We start from the raw sequence: 17,640 nt of genomic DNA, 5'->3' as shown, positions 1-17,640 counted from the left end.
ATTACTTGCTCTCCTCGGTACGGGTGGTGGCGCCGGCGGGTTCGTTGCCGCCGAGCAGCAGATAGAGGACGGCCATACGGGTGTGCACGCCGTTGGCGACCTGCTCGATGGCCGTGCAGCGCTCGGAGTCGGCGACCTCGGCGGTGATCTCCATGCCGCGGACCATCGGGCCGGGGTGCATCACGATGGCGTGCTCCGGCATCTTCGCCATCCGGTAGCCGTCGAGCCCGTACCGCCGCGCGTACTCGCGCTCGGTCGGGAAGAACGCGGCGTTCATCCGCTCCCGCTGCACCCGCAGCATCATCACGGCGTCGGACTTGGCGAGCACCTGGTCGAGGCTGTACGACACCTCGCAGGGCCAGCTGTCCACGCCGACGGGCAGCAGGGTGGGCGGCGCGACGAGGGTGACCTCGGCGCCGAGCGTGTGCAGCAGGTCGACGTTGGAGCGGGCGACCCGGCTGTGCAGGACGTCGCCGACGATCGTGATCCGCTTGCCGCCCAGGTCCTGGCCGAGCCCGGCGTCGGGTCCGATCAGGCGGCGGCGCATGGTGAATGCGTCGAGCAGCGCCTGCGTGGGGTGCTGGTGGGTGCCGTCACCGGCGTTGATCACGGCGGCGTCGATCCAGCCGGAGGTCGCCAGGTTGTACGGGGCGCCGGAGGCACCGTGCCGGATGACGACCGCGTCGACGCCCATGGCTTCGAGGGTCTGGGCGGTGTCCTTGAGGGACTCGCCCTTCGACACGCTCGATCCCTTGGCGGCGAAGTTGATGACATCCGCGGAGAGCCGCTTCTCGGCGGCCTCGAAGGAGATCCGGGTACGCGTCGAGTCCTCGAAGAAGAGGTTCACGACGGTCCGTCCGCGCAGGGCGGGCAGTTTCTTGATCGGCCGGTCCGCGACGCGGGCCATCTCCTCGGCGGTGTCGAGGATCAGGACGGCGTCGTCGCGGGAGAGGTCGGCGGCCGAGATGAGGTGGCGCATCATCGGGCAGGCTCCAAAGGGGAGTTCAGAACTTTTTCAGGCATGAGGGCGCGCAGTGGCGCACACCGGACGCACACGGGTGGATCCGGGGTGCTACTGCTCGCCGACCGGGGCGGTCCGCTTCTCGCCGAGCAGCACGGTGTCGCGACCGTCCTCCTCGGCGAGCTGGACCTTGACCGTCTCCCGCAGCGACGTGGGGAGGTTCTTGCCGACGTAGTCGGCGCGGATGGGCAGCTCGCGGTGGCCGCGGTCGACGAGGACGGCGAGCTGCACGGCGCGCGGCCGGCCGATGTCGTTCAGAGCGTCGAGCGCGGCGCGGATGGTCCGGCCGGAGAACAGCACGTCGTCGACGAGGACGACGAGGCGGCCGTCGATGCCGTCGGCCGGGATCTCCGTACGGGCGAGCGCACGCGGCGGGTGCATCCGCAGGTCGTCGCGGTACATGGTGATGTCGAGGGAGCCGACCGGGATCTCGGAGCCGGTGATCTCCGCGAGCTTGGCGGCGAGCCGCTGGGCGAGAAATACGCCGCGGGTCGGAATGCCGAGAAGCACCACATCGTCGGCACCCTTGGCGCGTTCGACGATTTCGTGGGCGATACGGGTCAACACCCGTGCGATGTCGGGGCCTTCGAGAACCGGCCGCGCGACTTCGGAACCGCTATTGGTGTCCATACGAAACGGACCTCCTTCTCCGCCTCACGGGACGGACCTTAAAGGACGTCGAGATTGCGCCAGCCAGCTTAGCAGCAGCGGCAACACCGCAGTTCACAGGCCCCCGGAAGGCCGGTACGGACCATTCGGCTTGACGCAGACAAGTAACGCTGCGTAATCTCACAGTGAGTCACAGGCACGCGGTCGAGGCCGCAGAATGCAGCGTCCGGGGAGCTATATGTCCAGCGAATACGCCAAACAGCTCGGGGCCAAGCTCCGGGCCATCCGCACCCAGCAGGGCCTTTCCCTCCACGGTGTCGAGGAGAAGTCCCAGGGCCGCTGGAAGGCCGTCGTGGTGGGCTCCTACGAGCGCGGCGATCGCGCCGTGACCGTGCAGCGCCTCGCCGAGCTGGCGGACTTCTACGGCGTCCCCGTGCAGGAGCTGCTCCCGGGCACGACGCCCGGCGGTGCCGCCGAGCCGCCGCCGAAGCTGGTCCTCGACCTGGAGCGCCTGGCCCACGTCCCGCAGGAGAAGGCCGGCCCGCTGCAGCGTTACGCGGCGACGATCCAGTCCCAGCGCGGTGACTACAACGGCAAGGTGCTCTCGATCCGCCAGGACGACCTGCGCACCCTCGCGGTGATCTACGACCAGTCCCCCTCGGTCCTCACCGAGCAGCTGATCAGCTGGGGCGTCCTGGACGCGGACGCGCGTCGCGCGGTCACCCACGAAGAGGCCTGAGCCGCCTCAGCCTTGAGCAGAAACGTGCCGCCGGGTCGTCGGGAAGAGCGATCTTCCCGACGGCCCGGCGGCTTTTCTCGTACCGACGGCCCGGCGGCTTTTCTCGGACGGACGGCCCGGCGGCTTTCTCGTATCGGTGGCGCACGACGAGGGGCCCACAGCGCGTATGCGCCGTGGGCCCCTCGTCGATGAGAGAACCGTGAAGTCCGCTCAGGCCTCGTCCCTGCGCAGGGTCGGCTTGAGGTCCTTCAGGCGGCCGAGCAGACCGTTGATGAACGCCGGCGACTCGTCGGTGGAGAACTCCTTGGCGAGCTGCACCGCCTCGTCGAGGACGACGGCGTCGGGCGTCCCGTCCTCCCAGATCAGCTCGTAGGCGCCGAGCCGCAGCAGGTTCCGGTCCACGACCGGCATGCGGTCGAGGGTCCAGTCCACCGCGTACTGCGCGATGAGCTCGTCGATCCGGGCGGCGTTCTCCGCGTACCCCTCGACCAGCTGCATGGTGAACTCGCTGACCGGCGGCTGGCGGGTGTCGCTGCGCGAGTGGCGCACCCAGTCCGCGAGGACGGTCAGGACGTCGGTGCCGCGCTGGTCTGCCTCGAAGAGGATCTGGAAGGCACGCTTGCGGGCCGTGTTACGGGCGGCCACGGTTAGCTGTTCACCCGGCCGAGGTAGCTGCTGTCGCGGGTGTCGACCTTGATCTTCTCGCCGGTGGTGATGAAGAGCGGCACGTTGATCTGGTGGCCGGTCTCCAGGATGGCGGGCTTGGTGCCGCCGGTGGAGCGGTCGCCCTGGACGCCCGGCTCGGTCTCCTGGATGACGAGCTCGACGGCGGCAGGCAGCTCGACGAAGAGCACCTCGCCCTCGTGCTGCGCCACGGTGGCCTCGAAGCCCTCGATGAGGAAGTTCGCGGCGTCGCCGACGACCTTCCGGTCGATGTGCAGCTGGTCGTACGTCTGCATGTCCATGAAGACGAAGTAGTCGCCGTCCATGTACGAGAACTGCATGTCGCGCTTGTCGACAGTGGCCGTCTCGACCTTGGTACCGGCGTTGAAGGTCTTGTCGACCGTCTTGCCGGAGAGCACGTTCTTGAGCTTGGTGCGCACGAAAGCCGGGCCCTTGCCGGGCTTGACGTGCTGGAACTCGACGACGGACCAGAGCTGGCCCCCGTCGAGCTTGAGCACCATGCCGTTCTTGAGGTCGTTCGTGGAAGCCACGGTTGCGGAATCTCCTGGACTGGACTGGTGGGACCGAAGGCCGTACGCGCTAGAGCGCGAGCAGCTCCTTGGTCGTGATGGTGAGTAGCTCGGGTCCGCCGTCCGCCTCGGGGCGCACGACGAGCGTGTCATCGATCCGGACACCGCCCCGCCCCGGGAGGTGGACCCCCGGTTCGACGGTGACCGGCACACAAGCGTCCAGTTTACCCATGGCTCCGGGGGCCAACTGCGGGTCCTCGTAGTTTTCCAGCCCCACCCCGTGGCCGGTGAGCGGCGTCAGGCCGTCCGTGTACCCGGCGGCGTCGAGTACGGAGCGTGCCGCGCGGTCGACTTCGCGGTACTCCGCGCCCGGTGCGAGCGCCTCGCGGCCCGCCCGTTGCGCGGCGAAGACCAGGTCGTACAGCTCGATCTGCCAGTCGGCCGGGGTGGTGCCGATGACGAAGGTGCGGCCGATCTCGCTGCGGTAGCCGCGGTAGGCGGCGCCGAGGCAGACGGAGAGGAAGTCGCCCTCCTCCACGCGCCGGTCGGTGGGCCGGTGCGTGCCGCGGCCCGAGTTGACGCCGGTGCCGACCGAGGTGGGGAAGGCGGGCCCGTCCGCGCCGTGGTCGACGAGCCGCCGCTCCAGTTCGAGCGCGAGATGACGTTCCGTACGCCCTACGAGGATGGATTCGAGGAGTTCTCCCAGGGCCTGGTCGGCGATCTCGGCGGCGATGCGCAGGCAGGAGATCTCCTCGTCGTCCTTGACGAGCCGCAGCTGTTCGACGGCGCAGCCCAGGTCGGCCAGGCGCAGCCGGGGCGCCACGGAGGTCAGGGCGCGGTGCCGGGCGACGGTCAGATGGTGCTCCTCGACGGCGAGGGAGTCGGCGCCCTGTCCCGCGGCGAGGTCGGCGGCGGCGACGGCGGCGTCTCCTCCGGCCGCCGCCAGCATGTGGACCTGCAGCGACTCATCCGGCCTGCCCTCGTCGGGCTCACCGGTCGGCAGGCTGCGGCAGAGCAGGAGGTCGAGGCGCGGCCCGAGCAGCAGGGCCGAGCCGCGGGGCGCCGCCCCGGCCAGGTAGCGGACATTGGCGGGGCGGGAGACGACGGCGGCCGCGCTGCCGCCGGCCGTGCACTGATCCCTCAGGCGCGCTCTGCGGGCCGCGTACACCTCGGACATGAATCGAGCCTACGAGCGGGCGCGCGATCCGTCCTGGCCAGCAGGTCCGACCGGGGCTGCTCGAGGGTTCAGGGGGCGTCTACCACTGGGGCGGGCTGGCGATGGCGCGGGCCAGGACGTCGTCCAGGACTCGGGCCGTGGTCGGGACGTCGTAACTGGAGTTGTCGACGATCGGCAGTCCCGAGCCGTACCAGCCGGCCATGCGGCCGTGGATGCGCGCCACTTCCTCGTCGGTGAGGCGGCGGTTTCCGCTGCGCTGGGCGTTGCGCTCCAGGACGATCTCCAGGCCGGGCAACAGCACCACGGGGAGCAGGCCGGGCCCGACGTGCCGCTTCCAGCCGCCGAGTCCTACGACGGGGCGGTCCGGGAAGACGGCGTCGTCGAGTATGCAGGAGATGCCGTTGGCCAGGAAGTTGCGGGCGGCGAAGCCGCAGGTGCGGCGGGCCAGGCGGTACTGCGCCTCGGAGTTGTCGTTCCAGCCGGTCTGCGGGTCGGCGAAGCCTGAGCGGACCCATTCGCGGACGTCGTCGAGGCTGATGTGGGCGGTGGGCACGCGGCGGTGCTCCGCCCAGTACTTGGCCACGGAGGTCTTGCCGGCGCCGGCCGGGCCGATGAGCAGGACCGCGAGCGTGGTCGCACCGGTGTCGCCCTGCGTGGCGTCCTGCGGCGGACTCGGCACGGCGACGGGGCCGCCGGGCGGGAGCTGGATGTGCCCGGTGGTGTTCTCCGCACCGGGCTGCTGCTGCGCCTGGGCGGGCTGAGGCGGCGGTGCGTGATAGCCGGGGGCGGGCGGCGGTGGCGGGGCCGCGGGCGCGGCCGGTCCAGCGGCCGGTCCAGGAGCGCCGGGCGGGGGCGCGGCGGGTCCGGGAGCGGGCTGCGGCGGGCCCGGAGCGGGCGGAGGATGCGGGGCACCCTGCTGCGGGGCGGGACCGGGGTGACCCGCGGGTCCCGGGTGGTGTGCGGCCGGGGACCAGCCCGTGGCCGGTCCGTGCCCCGGCTGATGGGGCGGCGGCAGCGGATTCCCCACTGCGTGCTGCATCCGGTGCCACTCCGTCTCGTACAGGCAACTGGCGCTGGTCGGGCGGGCGTCGGGCGGACATGTCGCGGCGCCCGGGCCTTACCGAACGGTACCTTCCCCGGCCGCCGTTGTGTGAACGGCCGGGGAGAGCCACAAGTGCCCGACGGGCCGGGCCATTTCGGACGGAGTGCGGCCAGACGGACACTTCGCCGCACGCGGGGGCCGCGATCAGACGGAGACTTCTCCGTACGCGCAGACCGCGATCAGGCGGAGACTTCTCCGTACGCGGCGAGGAGTACCGCCGGGTCCGGGCCCTCGAGAACGGTGGGCTTGCCGAGGCCGTCGAGGACGATGAAGCGCAGCAGGTCGCCGCGGGACTTCTTGTCGATCTTCATGTTCTCGACGAGCTTGGGCCACTGGTCACCGCGGTACGTCAGCGGCAGCCCCACCGACTCCAGGACGGAGCGGTGCCGGTCGGCCGTCGCGTCGTCCAACCGCCCGGCGAGGCGGCCGAGTTCGGCGGCGAACATCATGCCGACGGAGACGGCGGCGCCGTGCCGCCACTTGTACCGCTCGTTCTTCTCGATGGCGTGGCCGAGCGTGTGCCCGTAGTTGAGGATCTCCCGGAGGCCGGCCTCCTTGAGGTCGCTGGAGACCACCTCGGCCTTGACCTTGATGGACCGCACGATCAGCTCGGCGGTGTGCGGCCCGGCCGGGGTGCGCGCGGCCTCCGGGTCGGCCTCGATCAGGTCGAGGATCACCGGGTCGGAGATGAAACCGGCCTTGATGACCTCGGCAAGCCCGGACACGTAGTCGTGCACGCCGAGCGAGTCGAGCGCCGCCAGGTCGCAGAGCACACCGGCGGGCGGGTGGAAGGCGCCGACGAGGTTCTTGCCCTCGGCGGTGTTGATCCCGGTCTTGCCGCCGACCGCCGCGTCCACCATGGCGAGCACCGTGGTCGGCACGGCCACCCAGCGCACCCCGCGCAGCCAGGTCGCCGCGACGAAACCGGCCAGGTCGGTCGTGGCACCGCCGCCGACGCCGACGACGACGTCACTGCGCGTGAAACCGGACTGCCCGAGCGCCTTCCAGCAGTACGCGGCGACCTCGGCGGTCTTCGCCTCCTCGGCGTTGGGCACCTGGATGGCGATGGCCTCGTAGCCCTGCCCTGCCAGGTCCTCGCGCAGCGCCTCACCGGTCCCGGCAAGCGCCTCGGGGTGGATCACCGCGACGCGCTTGGCCTGCTTACCGATCAACCCGCCCAGTTCCCCGAGGAGTTGACGGCCCACGAGCACCTCGTACGGGTCGGCTCCGCCGACGGGGATGCGCGTCACCTGCTGCTCGCTCATGCTTCTTTCCACTCCAGTGCGTCGAGGACCGCCGCGGCGACCTCTTCGGGCCCGCGGCCGTCGGTGGGTACGACGACGCGCGCGGCGTCGGTGTACAGGTGGCGGCGGGCCTCCATCAGCTCGCGCCACTGCTTGCGCGGGTTGACCGCGAGCAGCGGGCGGGCGGCGTTCAGGCCGGTGCGCTTGACCGCCTCCTCGACGTCCATCGACAGATAGACGACGGTGTGCCCGGCGAGCAGCTCGCGCGTACCGGCGTCGAGGATGGCCCCGCCACCGAGGGCGAGCACGCCGGGGTGCTCGGAGACGGCAGCGCGCACGGCCTGCCGCTCGAGCTCCCGGAAGGCCGGCTCGCCGTCGTCGACGAAGATCTCGGCGATCTCCCGGCCCTCGGCCGCGACGATGTCGGCGTCGGTGTCCCGGAACGTGGTGCCGAGCCGCTCGGCGAGCAGCTCGCCCACGGTGGTCTTGCCGACCCCCATCGGACCGATGAGGACGATCCGCGGGCCGGTCACCGGATGCGCAGGTTGTCGAGGTACGACTCGACGTTGCGCCGGGTCTCGGCCACGCTGTCGCCGCCGAACTTCTCGGCGACGGCGTCCGCGAGGACGAGCGAGACCATGGCCTCGGCGACGATGCCGGCGGCGGGCACCGCGCACACGTCGGAGCGCTGGTGGTGCGCCTTGGCGGCCTCACCGGTCGTCACGTCGATGGTGGCGAGCGCCTTCGGCACCGTCGCGATGGGCTTCATCGCGGCCCGTACGCGCAGCAGTTCACCCGTGGTGAGGCCGCCCTCGGTGCCACCGGCACGACCGGTGGAGCGCTTCACGCCGTCCTCGGTCGCGACGATCTCGTCGTGCGCCTGCGAACCCGGCACCCGCGCCAGATCGAAGCCGTCGCCGACCTCGACGCCCTTGATGGCCTGGATGCCCATGAGCGCGGCAGCGAGCCGCGCGTCGAGGCGCCGGTCCCAGTGCACATGCGAGCCGAGGCCCACCGGCACGCCGTACGCGAGCACCTCGACCACACCGCCCAGGGTGTCGCCGTCCTTGTGGGCCTGGTCGATCTCGGCCACCATCGCCTTCGACGCATCGGCGTCCAGGCAGCGCACCGGGTCGGCGTCCAGCTTCTCCACGTCGGAGGGCTTGGGGTAGACGCCGTACGGCGCCTTCGCGGCGGCGAGCTCGACGACGTGGCTGACGATCTCGATGCCGGTCGTCTCCTTGAGGTACGAGCGGGCGACCGTGCCGAGAGCCACGCGGGCCGCGGTCTCACGGGCGCTGGCGCGCTCCAGGACCGGCCGGGCCTCGTCGAAGCCGTACTTCTGCATGCCCGCGAGGTCCGCGTGGCCGGGGCGGGGACGCGTGAGCGGGGCGTTGCGGGCGAGCTCGGCCAGCTCGGCGGGATCCACCGGATCCGCGGCCATGACCTTCTCCCACTTGGGCCACTCGGTGTTGCCGACCATGACCGCGACGGGCGAGCCCATCGTCAGGCCGTGCCGCACACCACCGAGGAAGGTGACCTCGTCCTGCTCAAACTTCATCCGCGCACCGCGCCCATAGCCGAGGCGCCGCCTGGCCAGCGCGTCCGCCACCATCTCCGTGGTGATCGGCACGCCGGCGGGCAGACCCTCCAGCGTCGCGACGAGTGCGGGTCCGTGGGACTCCCCCGCGGTCAGCCAACGCAACCTGCTCAACGGTGCTCCTCATGCTCGCGCCTGGTTTCTGGCGACGGCGCGGCCGGGTGCGCGGCCCTGGCCCGCCTGCCTAGATCCTCCCACGTCCGGGGAGGAGCCCCGGCCGCCGGTCCAGCAGGCGGACGCGCGCTCGGCTCGCGCATCCGTGCGCAGACAGGGGAGTCCCGTGGGGCAACGCCGCAGCCCAGGCGGTCGCGCGGGACGCTGCCCGGCATCGCCTCCGGCCCGATCGAGGCACCCGGCGAGGCCCGAAAGCGCGTGCGGAATCAGCACGAAGAATGTCAGCTTCACCGCCCACCGGCGGCCGGTGGGCGGTGAGCGGTGAGCGGTGAGCGGTGAGCGGTGGGGGCGGGGCGGAACCTAGTCGGCCGCGAGCGCCCGCTCCCCCGCCTGCCGCATCGCGTCCAGCGGCGCCGGCGAGCGGCCCGTCATCTGCTCGACCTGCAGCACGGCCTGGTGCACGAGCAGGTCGAGCCCGCTGACCACCGCGCCGCCGAACATCGACCAGCGCGCGGCCAGTTCGGTCGGCCACGGCTCGTACAGCACGTCGAAGAGTGTGCCCGGCCGTTCCGGAACCGACTTGGACAGCTCGTCCGTGGTACCGGCGGGCGTCGTGGCGATCACCAGCGGAGCCTCGAAGGCCGCGACGGCGTCGTCCCAGGCGGCCGTCCGCACGTCCACGTCGAGCCGCTCGCCCCACTGCTTCATCTCCACGGCGCGCGCCTCGCTGCGTACGTACGCGACGATCTCGCCCGTGCAGATCCGCGAGAGCGCGGCGAGCGCGGACGAGGCCGTGGCCCCTGCGCCCAGGATCGCGGCCGACCCGACCTGCTCGATGCCCCGCTCGCGGAGCGCGGCGACCATGCCGGGGATGTCGGTGTTGTCGCCGGTCCGGCGTCCGTCCGCCCCGAACACCACGGTGTTCACGGCTTCCACGGACGCGGCCGTCTCGCTGATCTCGTCGAGCAGCGGAATGACGGCACGCTTCAGCGGCATCGTCAGGGAGAGCCCGGCCCACTCGGCGCCCAGCCCTTCGAGGAAGCCGGGCAGCGCCGCCTCGTCGACCTCGAAACGCCCGTACTCCCAGTCGTCCAGGCCGAGTTCCGCGTACGCGGCGCTGTGCAGAACCGGTGAGAGGGAGTGGGCGATCGGCGAGCCGAGAACCGCGGCCCGACGTCGAATCTCAGCCCCGGTTGTTTGCATTGAACTTTTCCTTCAGCTTCAAGAACTCGTCATGCGTCTTCGCGAACTCGGTCTTGCTCATACCGTCGGTGGCCACGAAGTACAGCCAGCCGTCATCGGTCGGCTTGAGCGCAGCGCCGAGTGCTTCCTGCCCAGGGTTGCCGATGGGGCCGGGGGGAAGCCCCTTCCGCGTGTAAGTGTTGTACGGATCCTTGTTGCTCTTGATCTCTTCTTCACCGATGTTGATCTCGCTCTGACCCTTCAAGTAGTTGAAGGACGAGTCGAACTGAAGAAGCTGGTAAGTCTCCGTATTGCTCGGGTCGAGGCGGTTGTAGACGACCTCAGCCATCTTTCGGAAGTCTGCGTGGGTCTTGCCTTCGGCCTGGGTCAGGCTCGCCACTGTGACCAACTGCAGCGGGTTGTCGAGCTTGAGTTCCTCGGCCTTGCCCTCGATGTTGTAGTTCTCGTATTCCCTACTGGCAGTCGCGACCATCTTCTTGAGTACGTCACCGGGGCTCTGGCCCTTGGCCACCGGATAGCTCGACGGGAAGAGGAAGCCCTCGAGCGGGTCCTTGACGTCGCCGTTGATGTTCTGGGTGGCCCAGCTGGGCAGGCCGAGTTTCTTCCAGTTCTCCTTGGCGTACTTCTGGGTGGTGCCCTTGTCGACCTCGAGCCGCTTGTCGATCTGCTCGTAGACCCAGGCGTTGCGGCGGCCCTCGGCGATGATGAGGTTGTTGCGGCTCTTCGGGTCGAGCATCGCCTCGACGGCGGCCTTCGCCGACATCTCCTTGTTCAGCGAGTAGACGCCGGCCTGGATGGTCAGGCCGTCGGGGTGTTGACCCTGAGCGCTGACGAACGCGTCGGCGCTCTTGACCACTCCGGCCTGCTCCAGCTTGTTGCCGATGACGTAACCACCGGCGCCCTTGGGGATGTCGACGGTGACCTTCTCGCCGGTTCCGCTGCCGGTGTAGTCGCCGCCGCTGCCGTAATTGTCCTGGTAGAACTGGTAGCCGAAGTAGCCGACTCCGCCGATGCCGCCCGCGAAGATCAGCGTGAGGACGAGGCAGGCGCAACCGCTGCGTTTCTTCTTCCCGCCCTTGCCGCGCCGCTCCTTGCGACCGCCCCGGCGCGAGGCGCGCGGGTGCTCGTCGTCCGCGTCGTCGTCATCGTCGCCGCCCGCGAAGAAGGCGTGCTCGCGGTCGTTGGGGCCGGGGTCCCAGTCGATGTTCTCCTCGACGGGCTCGTGCCGATGGCCCGGCGGCTGCGGCGGCGGATAGGCCTCGGGGCTGTCGTACGGGTCGGGTCGCTCGGCTCCGTACGCGGCGGTCTGGCCCGCGTACGGATCGGCGTACGGGTCGTAGCCGGTCTGCTGGCCGGTGTCCCAACCGCCGTTGAAGTCGTGCTGCGGGTAGCCGGCCTGCGGAACGTTCTGCTGCGGGTAGCCGGTCTGCGGACTGCCCTGCTGCGGGTAGTCGGCCTGCGGAGTGCTCTGCTGCGGGTAGCCGTGCTGCCGGCCGCCGTAGTGCGCTTCCGGTGACTGCTGCGGGTAGTGCTGCGGCTGGCCGCCGTACGGACTCGGGCCGGCGGCCTGCTGTCCTTCCCATCCCTGGTCCCCGTACAACGGGTCATTGGGATGCCACGGTTCGGAGCCGGAGCCCCGGCCATACTCAGTCATCGATCCCCTACGAGCCGCGAGGCCGGAGCCGTCGGGCGCTGCCCCGGCCGGACTGCCTCTTTGCTGTGCGGCGGTTGTTCGAACGCCGCCGCATCGCGCGGAACGTTACCGTATCGCGATCAGATGACCACTTCGACGCCCTCGCCCGGAGCTTTACCTGACGCCCGTTCGGACTCGAGTGCCTGTTGGAGGATGATCACGGCGGCCGCCTGATCGATAACGGACCGGCCCTTTTTGGACTTCACGCCCGAGGCGCGCAGCCCCTGACTGGCCGTCACTGTGGTCATCCTCTCGTCCACCAGTCGCACCGGAACCGGCGCGATGCCGCGGGCGAGCTCCTGTGCGAAGCCGCGCACCTTGGCCGCGGCCGGGCCCTCGCCTCCGCTGAGGGAGCGCGGGAGCCCGACGACGACCTCGATCGGCTCGTACTCCTCGACGATCGCCTTGAGCCGACGGTGGGCGGCCGGGACATCGCGTCCCGGCACGGTCTCCACCGGGGTGGCGAGGATCCCGTCGGGGTCGCACGAGGCGACCCCGATCCGGGCGTCCCCGACGTCGATCGCGATGCGGCGACCGCGACGGATCTCTGCGGTCATTACGCGGTCTCGGCCACGAGGCGCTCGACGGCGGCGATCGCCTCGCCGATGGCCTCCGGGTTCTGGCCGCCGCCCTGGGCGACGTCCGGCTTGCCGCCGCCTCCGCCGCCGAGGGTCTTGGCCGCGGTGCGGACCAGGTCGCCGGCCTTGAGGCCGCGCTCGCGGGCGGCCTCGTTGGTGGCGATCACCGTCAGCGGGCGGCCGTTGGCCGTGGTGAACAGCGCTACGACGGCCGGGCGGTCACCCGGGATGCGGCCGCGCACGTCGAGGACCAGCTTGCGCAGGTCGTCGGCGCCCGTGCCGTCCGGCACCTGGCCGGTGGCGAGCGCGATCCCGCGTACGTCCTTGGCGCCCTGGGCGAGACCGCCGGCGGCCTGCAGGACCTTCTCCGCGCGGAACTTCTCGATCTCCTTCTCGGCGTCCTTGAGCTTGCCGAGCATCGTGGAGATCTTCTCCGGCAGCTCCTCGGGGCGGCCCTTGACCAGCTCCTGGAGCTGGGCGACGACCGTGTGTTCCCTGGCGAGGAAGTTGTACGCGTCGACGCCGACGAGGGCCTCGATGCGGCGCACACCCGAGCCGATGGAGGACTCACCGAGGAGCTTCACCAGGCCCAGCTGGGCGGTGTTGTGGACGTGCGTACCGCCGCACAGCTCCTTGGAGAAGTCGCCGATGGTGACGACGCGGACCCGCTCGCCGTACTTCTCGCCGAACTCGGCGATGGCGCCCTGCTTCTTGGCCTCGTCGATGCCCATGACCTCGGCGTGCACGTCGAGTTCGCGGGAGAGGACCTCGTTGATCTTCTGCTCGACGTCCGTCAGCACCGCGCCGGGCACGGAGTTGGGCGAGCCGAAGTCGAAGCGGAAGCGGCCCGGCGAGTTCTCCGAACCGGCCTGGGCGGCGGTCGGGCCGAGCGCGTCGCGCAGCGCCTGGTGCGTGAGGTGGGTGGCGCTGTGCGCGCGGGCGATGGCGCGGCGCCGCTTCACGTCGATGGTGGCGTAACCGGAGGAGCCGACGGTGACCTCGCCGACCTGGACGGAGCCCTTGTGCACGGAGACTCCCGGCACCGGCTGCTGGACGTCGCGGACCTCGATGACGGCGCCGGTGCCGAGCTTGATGCGGCCGGTGTCGGCGAGCTGGCCACCGCCCTCGGCGTAGAACGGGGTGCGGTCGAGGACGACCTCGACCTCGTCGCCCTCCACGGCGGCCGGCGAGGGCACACCGTCGACGAGCAGGCCGACGACGGTCGACTCGCCCTCGGTCGTGGAGTACCCGGTGAAGTCGGTGGCGCCGGCGTTGTCGGCGATCTCGCGGTACGCGGAGAGGTCGGCGTGACCGGTCTTCTTGGCCTTGGCGTCGGCCTTGGCGCGCTCCCGCTGCTCCTTCATCAGGCGCCGGAAGCCCGACTCGTCCACGGAGAGGCCCTGTTCGGCGGCCATCTCCAGGGTGAGGTCGATCGGGAAGCCCCAGGTGTCGTGGAGCAGGAACGCCTTGTCGCCGGGGAGGACCGTGTGGCCGGCGGCCTTGGTCTCGGTGACGGCGGTGTCGAGGATGTTGGTGCCGCCCTTGAGGGCCTTGAGGAAGGCGGCCTCTTCGGCGAGGGCGACGGTCTCGATGCGCTGGGCCTCGGTGACCAGCTCGGGGTACTGCTGCCCCATGGTCTCGACGACGACGTCGACGAGTTCCTTGACGACCGGGCCGGTGGCGCCGAGCAGTCGCATGTTGCGGATGGCGCGGCGCATGATGCGGCGCAGCACATAGCCGCGGCCTTCGTTGCCGGGGGTGACGCCGTCGCCGATGAGCATCACGGACGTCCGGATGTGGTCGGAGACGACGCGCAGCGAGACGTCCGAATCCTTGGCGGCGCCGTAGGCCACGCCGGTCAGCTCAGTGGCCTTGTCGATCACGACACGGGAGGTGTCGATCTCGTACATGTTCTGCACGCCCTGCAGGATCATCGCGAGGCGCTCGAGGCCGAGGCCGGTGTCGATGTTCTGGCTGGGCAGGTCGCCGAGGATCTCGAAGTCGTCCTTCGAGCTGCCCTCGCCCCGCTCGTACTGCATGAAGACCAGGTTCCAGATCTCCACGTACCGCTCGTCGTTGACGGCTGGGCCGCCCTCGACGCCGAACTCGGGGCCGCGGTCGTAGTTGATCTCGGAGCAGGGGCCGCAGGGGCCGGGAACGCCCATGGACCAGTAGTTGTCCTTCTTGCCGAGGCGCTGGATGCGCTCGGCGGGGACGCCCACCTTCTCGCGCCAGATGGTCTCGGCCTCGTCGTCGTCGAGGTAGACCGTCACCCACAGCCGCTCGGGGTCGAGGCCGTAACCACCGTCCGCCACGGAGCTGGTGAGCAGCTCCCAGGCGAACTTGATGGCGCCTTCCTTGAAGTAGTCGCCGAAGGAGAAGTTGCCGCACATCTGGAAGAAGGTGCCGTGCCGCGTGGTCTTGCCGACCTCTTCGATGTCGGGCGTGCGCACGCACTTCTGCACGCTGGTCGCGCGGTCGAAGGGCGGCTTGACCTCGCCGAGGAAGTACGGCTTGAACGGCACCATGCCCGCGGGGACGAGGAGCAGCGTCGGGTCGTCGGCGATCAGCGACGCCGACGGCACGACGGTGTGCCCACGCTCTTCGAAGAAGCGCAGCCAGCGGCGGCGGATTTCAGCCGACTCCATCAGTGGTCCTCATTCCGGTTGTACGAGTACTTCGTGTGGTTGTGGTTCTCGATCGCCACGATCCGTGCCTGCGGCGGGAGTTCGGGGAGCTCCGGGGCGTTCAGGCCCAGGGCGTCGTCCAGTTCGGCCTCGCGCTGGACCATGCCGTCGCGGACGTCGAGCGCGAAGTCCTTGAGGCGGTGGCCGGCGTCGATCGCCTTGTTCGCGGCCTGGGCCGCGAGGCTTTCGGGGGTCAGCTGCTTGAGCTTGCGGTTGACCTTGGTGGTGGCCCACACACCGGCGGCTGCGCCTGCGGTGAACCAGAACGTACGGCGGAACATCGGCGGCCTCAGTCCTTCTTGTTCCGGTTGCCCCAGCTGCTCCTGCCCCGGCGGGAGGAAGGCACCGTTCGCCCCACGATCACGGTACGTCTGGAGCTCTTCGCGGGCACGTCATCCGCCTGGGGGGCTCCCTTGCGGCCGATGGCCCGGCGCACTCCGTACCCGAAGGCGGCGACCTTGACCAAGGGGCCGCCGAACGTCGAGGCGACGGTGGTCGACAGGGCCGAGGCGTTGGAGGTGACTTCCTGGACGTCCGTGGCGATGGCGTCGACGCGGTCGAGCTGGGTCTGCGCGGAGCGGACCGTCGCGGACGCGTCCGCGAGCAGCGGAACGGCCTGTTCGGTCACATCCGCGACAAGCTTGGTGGTCGCCTTGAGCGTCTGGGCCAGTCTCACCAGTGCGACGGCGAGGAAGGAGACCAGGATCGCCCAGAACACCGCCACCAGGATGCCGGCCACCTCACCACCGGTCACTGCGCACCGCTCCCTGGATCATTAGGGGTCTAAGGGGTCTTCGAAAGTCGTCGTCCGACCTTATCGCGCCGGGCCCCACGCTCCGTACGCCTGTGGATAACTCCGGGCGCAGCCGCTCCGGGCCGTCGTCGCTGCTTCGAGCCGTCGCCCGTTGCTTCGAGTCGTCGCCCGTTGCTCCGGGCCGTCGTCCGTTGCTTCGGGCCGTTGCCGCCGTTTCCGGGCCGTACATGCGAAGGCCCGCCGCTCCCTCCGCCGGGAAGGGCGGGGATGCGGCGGGCCGTGCGCGCTGGGGCGCTACGCCTGCTGGATCAGCGGGCGTAGTACTCGACGACGAGCTGCTCGTCGCAGATGACCGGGATTTCCTTGCGGTTCGGGTCGCGGTCCAGGCGGAAGGCCAGGGCCTTCAGGTTGACCTGGAGGTAACGCGGGGTCTCGCCCTCGGTGTCGTAGCCACCCTCACGCGCGACCTGGAAGGGGACCTTCGAGCGGGAGCGCTCGCGCACGGTCACGACGTCGTCGGGACGGACGCGGAAGGACGGCTTGTCGACCTTCTTGCCGTTGACCTCGATGTGGCCGTGGACGACCATCTGGCGGGCCTGGTAGATGGTGCGGGCGATGCCCGAACGCAGGACCAGGGCGTCGAGTCGACGCTCGAGCTCGATGACCAGGGCCTCACCGGTCTTGCCCTGGGTCTTGGCGGCGCGCTCGTAGGCGCGGACGAGCTGGCGCTCGGACACGTCGTACTGCGCGCGCAGACGCTGCTTCTCGAGCAGACGGACCTTGTAGTCCGAGTTCTGCTTGCGGCCACGGCCGTGCTCGCCCGGCGGGTACGGACGGGCCTCGAAGTACTTGACGGCCTTCGGCGTCAGGGCAATGCCGAGCGCACGAGACTTCTTGACCTTGGGACGCGACTGGTTAGGCACGTTCTCCAGACCTCCGAAATAGGTTAGGTTAGGCTCACCTTACTAAGGGAGATCGCATGTCTCGCCGTGGGAACACCAGTCACGTCACGGACAGCACAGAAAAACCGACGCCAACTCAAAGGGGCATCGATATGACGGAGGTCCGATCAGATCGTGGTCAGCCGCGTCCCAGCGGGCTTGAAACCATCCGGATGCCGTCAGCAGCCGAACGCACACGAACTCTCGTACAGAGTACATGCTCCGGAGTGCTGCTCTCCCCGGGGGTGCACGGGGCCCTGCCCGACCACCTGGTCGCGGACGAGCGCACGGTCGGACCCGAAGGCGACGTCTACCTGGTCTTCCCGGCCGACTCCCCCGTCGTACGGGCCGCGACGCACGCGCAGGACGACGAGCTGCCCGCCGTGCTCGAGATCACGGACGTCGCTCCGGTCTCCGTCCCCCACCGTATCCGGGGCCGCGCCTGGATCTCCGGCTGGCTGACCCGGGCGCCGGGCCTCGCCGAGCCGGGGCGGATGACGCTGCGCCTGGAGGTCGGCGAGACCTCGGTGGACGATCTGTGGGGCGCCGAGAGCGTGGAGCCGGAGGAGTTCGCGCGGGCGGCCGCGGACCCGCTGGCGCCGTACGAGGCGGAGCTGCTGCAGCATCTGCACGCCGCCCACGAGGACCAGGTGCAGCTGCTGACCGCGCTGCTCGGCCACCGCTCCTCACTGCCGGGGCGCGCGGTGCCGGTGGCCCTGGACCGGTACGGGCTGCGGGTGCGGTTCGTCGGGGAGCGGGACGGCGCGACGTTCGACGCGCGCTTCGACTTTCCCGAGCCGGTACGGGACGTGGTCGGTCTTCGGCGCGCGATGCACCGGCTCTTCGAGGCCGCCGCGCACTGAACTCCCCTTCCCCGGCGGCTGGTCGGGGCAGGTGGCCGGTTGGCCCGCAGATCCGCGAGGCCTTGCGGTAGTGGTACGGCAGCCACGGCGAGCAGGGCGGCGACCGGTCCGGTTGCGCGTGC

General features: G+C 70.4%; 18 protein-coding genes. 2 read left to right on the top strand and 16 right to left on the bottom strand.

The genetic code is table 11. From position 1 onward, the window contains the following. Position 1: 1 nt before the first annotated feature. A complete protein-coding gene (locus RCO28_RS12150; protein WP_308941055.1) occupies positions 2–982 on the bottom strand; it encodes an aspartate carbamoyltransferase catalytic subunit in 981 nt (326 codons plus the stop codon). A 90-nt stretch (positions 983–1,072) separates the two neighbouring features. Next, positions 1,073–1,651 (bottom strand): bifunctional pyr operon transcriptional regulator/uracil phosphoribosyltransferase PyrR, encoded by a 579-nt coding sequence (gene pyrR, locus RCO28_RS12145; protein ID WP_308941054.1) that lies wholly within the window; start codon positions 1,649–1,651, stop codon positions 1,073–1,075. Positions 1,652–1,868: 217 nt separating this feature from the next. On the opposite strand from pyrR, the gene bldD reads away from it, so the two are divergent. After that, positions 1,869–2,369, top strand: a complete 501-nt coding sequence (gene bldD, locus RCO28_RS12140; RefSeq protein ID WP_282512924.1) for a transcriptional regulator BldD — start codon at positions 1,869–1,871, stop codon at positions 2,367–2,369. 210 nt (positions 2,370–2,579) lie between these two features. Here the strand turns inward: bldD and nusB are convergent, their stop codons facing one another. From nusB to rpsD, 14 genes are all read right to left on the bottom strand, one after another. Beyond that, the gene (nusB, locus tag RCO28_RS12135) at positions 2,580–3,014 is read right to left on the bottom strand and encodes a transcription antitermination factor NusB (protein WP_308941053.1); all 435 of its coding nucleotides are present in this window, start codon (positions 3,012–3,014) and stop codon (positions 2,580–2,582) included. Positions 3,015–3,016: 2 nt separating this feature from the next. After that, positions 3,017–3,583 carry an elongation factor P gene (gene efp / locus RCO28_RS12130; RefSeq protein WP_308941052.1) on the bottom strand — a complete coding sequence of 189 codons (567 nt, stop codon included), beginning with the start codon at positions 3,581–3,583 and terminating at the stop codon, positions 3,017–3,019. Between the two features lie 49 nt (positions 3,584–3,632). Further along, positions 3,633–4,739, bottom strand: a complete 1,107-nt coding sequence (locus RCO28_RS12125) for an aminopeptidase P family protein (RefSeq protein WP_308941051.1) — start codon at positions 4,737–4,739, stop codon at positions 3,633–3,635. Between the two features lie 79 nt (positions 4,740–4,818). Then, entirely contained in the window at positions 4,819–5,778 is a 960-nt protein-coding gene (locus tag RCO28_RS12120) for an AAA family ATPase (RefSeq protein ID WP_308941050.1), read from the bottom strand. A gap of 242 nt (positions 5,779–6,020) precedes the next feature. Beyond that, positions 6,021–7,106 carry a 3-dehydroquinate synthase gene (aroB, locus tag RCO28_RS12115; protein ID WP_308941049.1) on the bottom strand — a complete coding sequence of 362 codons (1,086 nt, stop codon included), beginning with the start codon at positions 7,104–7,106 and terminating at the stop codon, positions 6,021–6,023. Further along, positions 7,103–7,618, bottom strand: a complete 516-nt coding sequence (locus RCO28_RS12110) for a shikimate kinase (protein WP_308941048.1) — start codon at positions 7,616–7,618, stop codon at positions 7,103–7,105. Before RCO28_RS12110 ends, aroB begins: the two co-directional genes overlap by 4 nt. Next, entirely contained in the window at positions 7,615–8,799 is a 1,185-nt protein-coding gene (gene aroC / locus RCO28_RS12105) for a chorismate synthase (RefSeq protein ID WP_308941047.1), read from the bottom strand. Before aroC ends, RCO28_RS12110 begins: the two co-directional genes overlap by 4 nt. 360 nt (positions 8,800–9,159) lie before the next feature. Further along, positions 9,160–10,002 carry a shikimate dehydrogenase gene (locus RCO28_RS12100; protein WP_308941046.1) on the bottom strand — a complete coding sequence of 281 codons (843 nt, stop codon included), beginning with the start codon at positions 10,000–10,002 and terminating at the stop codon, positions 9,160–9,162. After that, positions 9,983–11,656 (bottom strand): endolytic transglycosylase MltG, encoded by a 1,674-nt coding sequence (mltG, locus tag RCO28_RS12095; RefSeq protein ID WP_308941045.1) that lies wholly within the window; start codon positions 11,654–11,656, stop codon positions 9,983–9,985. The genes RCO28_RS12100 and mltG overlap by 20 nt, the downstream gene beginning before the upstream one ends. A 119-nt stretch (positions 11,657–11,775) precedes the next feature. Beyond that, entirely contained in the window at positions 11,776–12,252 is a 477-nt protein-coding gene (gene ruvX / locus RCO28_RS12090; RefSeq protein WP_308941044.1) for a Holliday junction resolvase RuvX, read from the bottom strand. Continuing rightward, complete coding sequence (alaS, locus tag RCO28_RS12085; RefSeq protein ID WP_308941043.1) at positions 12,252–14,921, bottom strand: alanine--tRNA ligase; 2,670 nt, start codon at positions 14,919–14,921, stop codon at positions 12,252–12,254. The genes ruvX and alaS overlap by 1 nt, the downstream gene beginning before the upstream one ends. Next, complete coding sequence (locus RCO28_RS12080) at positions 14,921–15,241, bottom strand: DUF6167 family protein (protein ID WP_308941042.1); 321 nt, start codon at positions 15,239–15,241, stop codon at positions 14,921–14,923. Before RCO28_RS12080 ends, alaS begins: the two co-directional genes overlap by 1 nt. An 8-nt stretch (positions 15,242–15,249) precedes the next feature. Continuing rightward, positions 15,250–15,714 carry a DUF948 domain-containing protein gene (locus tag RCO28_RS12075; protein ID WP_308941041.1) on the bottom strand — a complete coding sequence of 155 codons (465 nt, stop codon included), beginning with the start codon at positions 15,712–15,714 and terminating at the stop codon, positions 15,250–15,252. Positions 15,715–16,022: 308 nt separating this feature from the next. After that, on the bottom strand, positions 16,023–16,637 hold the full coding sequence (rpsD, locus tag RCO28_RS12070) for a 30S ribosomal protein S4 (RefSeq protein ID WP_282536095.1): 615 nt from the start codon (positions 16,635–16,637) through the stop codon (positions 16,023–16,025). 191 nt (positions 16,638–16,828) lie between these two features. Between rpsD and RCO28_RS12065 the strand changes: the two genes are divergently transcribed. Next, the gene (locus tag RCO28_RS12065) at positions 16,829–17,518 is read left to right on the top strand and encodes a DUF2470 domain-containing protein (protein ID WP_308941040.1); all 690 of its coding nucleotides are present in this window, start codon (positions 16,829–16,831) and stop codon (positions 17,516–17,518) included. Positions 17,519–17,640 lie beyond the last annotated feature (122 nt).

It is taken from the genome of Streptomyces sp. LHD-70, from assembly GCF_031157275.1.
GTDB lineage: Bacteria > Actinomycetota > Actinomycetes > Streptomycetales > Streptomycetaceae > Streptomyces.
Note: the sequence above shows the minus strand (reverse complement) of the source record. Positions and strands in the feature narration are given on the sequence as shown.

Coding starts and splice junctions, on each gene's coding strand:
- RCO28_RS12150 (WP_308941055.1), bottom strand. CDS start 982: ATGATGCGCCACCTCATCTCGGCCGCCGACCTCTCCCGCGACGACGCC.
- pyrR (WP_308941054.1), bottom strand. CDS start 1,651: ATGGACACCAATAGCGGTTCCGAAGTCGCGCGGCCGGTTCTCGAAGGC.
- bldD (WP_282512924.1), top strand. CDS start 1,869: ATGTCCAGCGAATACGCCAAACAGCTCGGGGCCAAGCTCCGGGCCATC.
- RCO28_RS12125 (WP_308941051.1), bottom strand. CDS start 4,739: ATGTCCGAGGTGTACGCGGCCCGCAGAGCGCGCCTGAGGGATCAGTGC.
- RCO28_RS12120 (WP_308941050.1), bottom strand. CDS start 5,778: ATGCAGCACGCAGTGGGGAATCCGCTGCCGCCGCCCCATCAGCCGGGG.
- aroB (WP_308941049.1), bottom strand. CDS start 7,106: ATGAGCGAGCAGCAGGTGACGCGCATCCCCGTCGGCGGAGCCGACCCG.
- RCO28_RS12100 (WP_308941046.1), bottom strand. CDS start 10,002: ATGCAAACAACCGGGGCTGAGATTCGACGTCGGGCCGCGGTTCTCGGC.
- mltG (WP_308941045.1), bottom strand. CDS start 11,656: ATGACTGAGTATGGCCGGGGCTCCGGCTCCGAACCGTGGCATCCCAAT.
- ruvX (WP_308941044.1), bottom strand. CDS start 12,252: ATGACCGCAGAGATCCGTCGCGGTCGCCGCATCGCGATCGACGTCGGG.
- alaS (WP_308941043.1), bottom strand. CDS start 14,921: ATGGAGTCGGCTGAAATCCGCCGCCGCTGGCTGCGCTTCTTCGAAGAG.
- RCO28_RS12080 (WP_308941042.1), bottom strand. CDS start 15,241: ATGTTCCGCCGTACGTTCTGGTTCACCGCAGGCGCAGCCGCCGGTGTG.
- RCO28_RS12065 (WP_308941040.1), top strand. CDS start 16,829: ATGCCGTCAGCAGCCGAACGCACACGAACTCTCGTACAGAGTACATGC.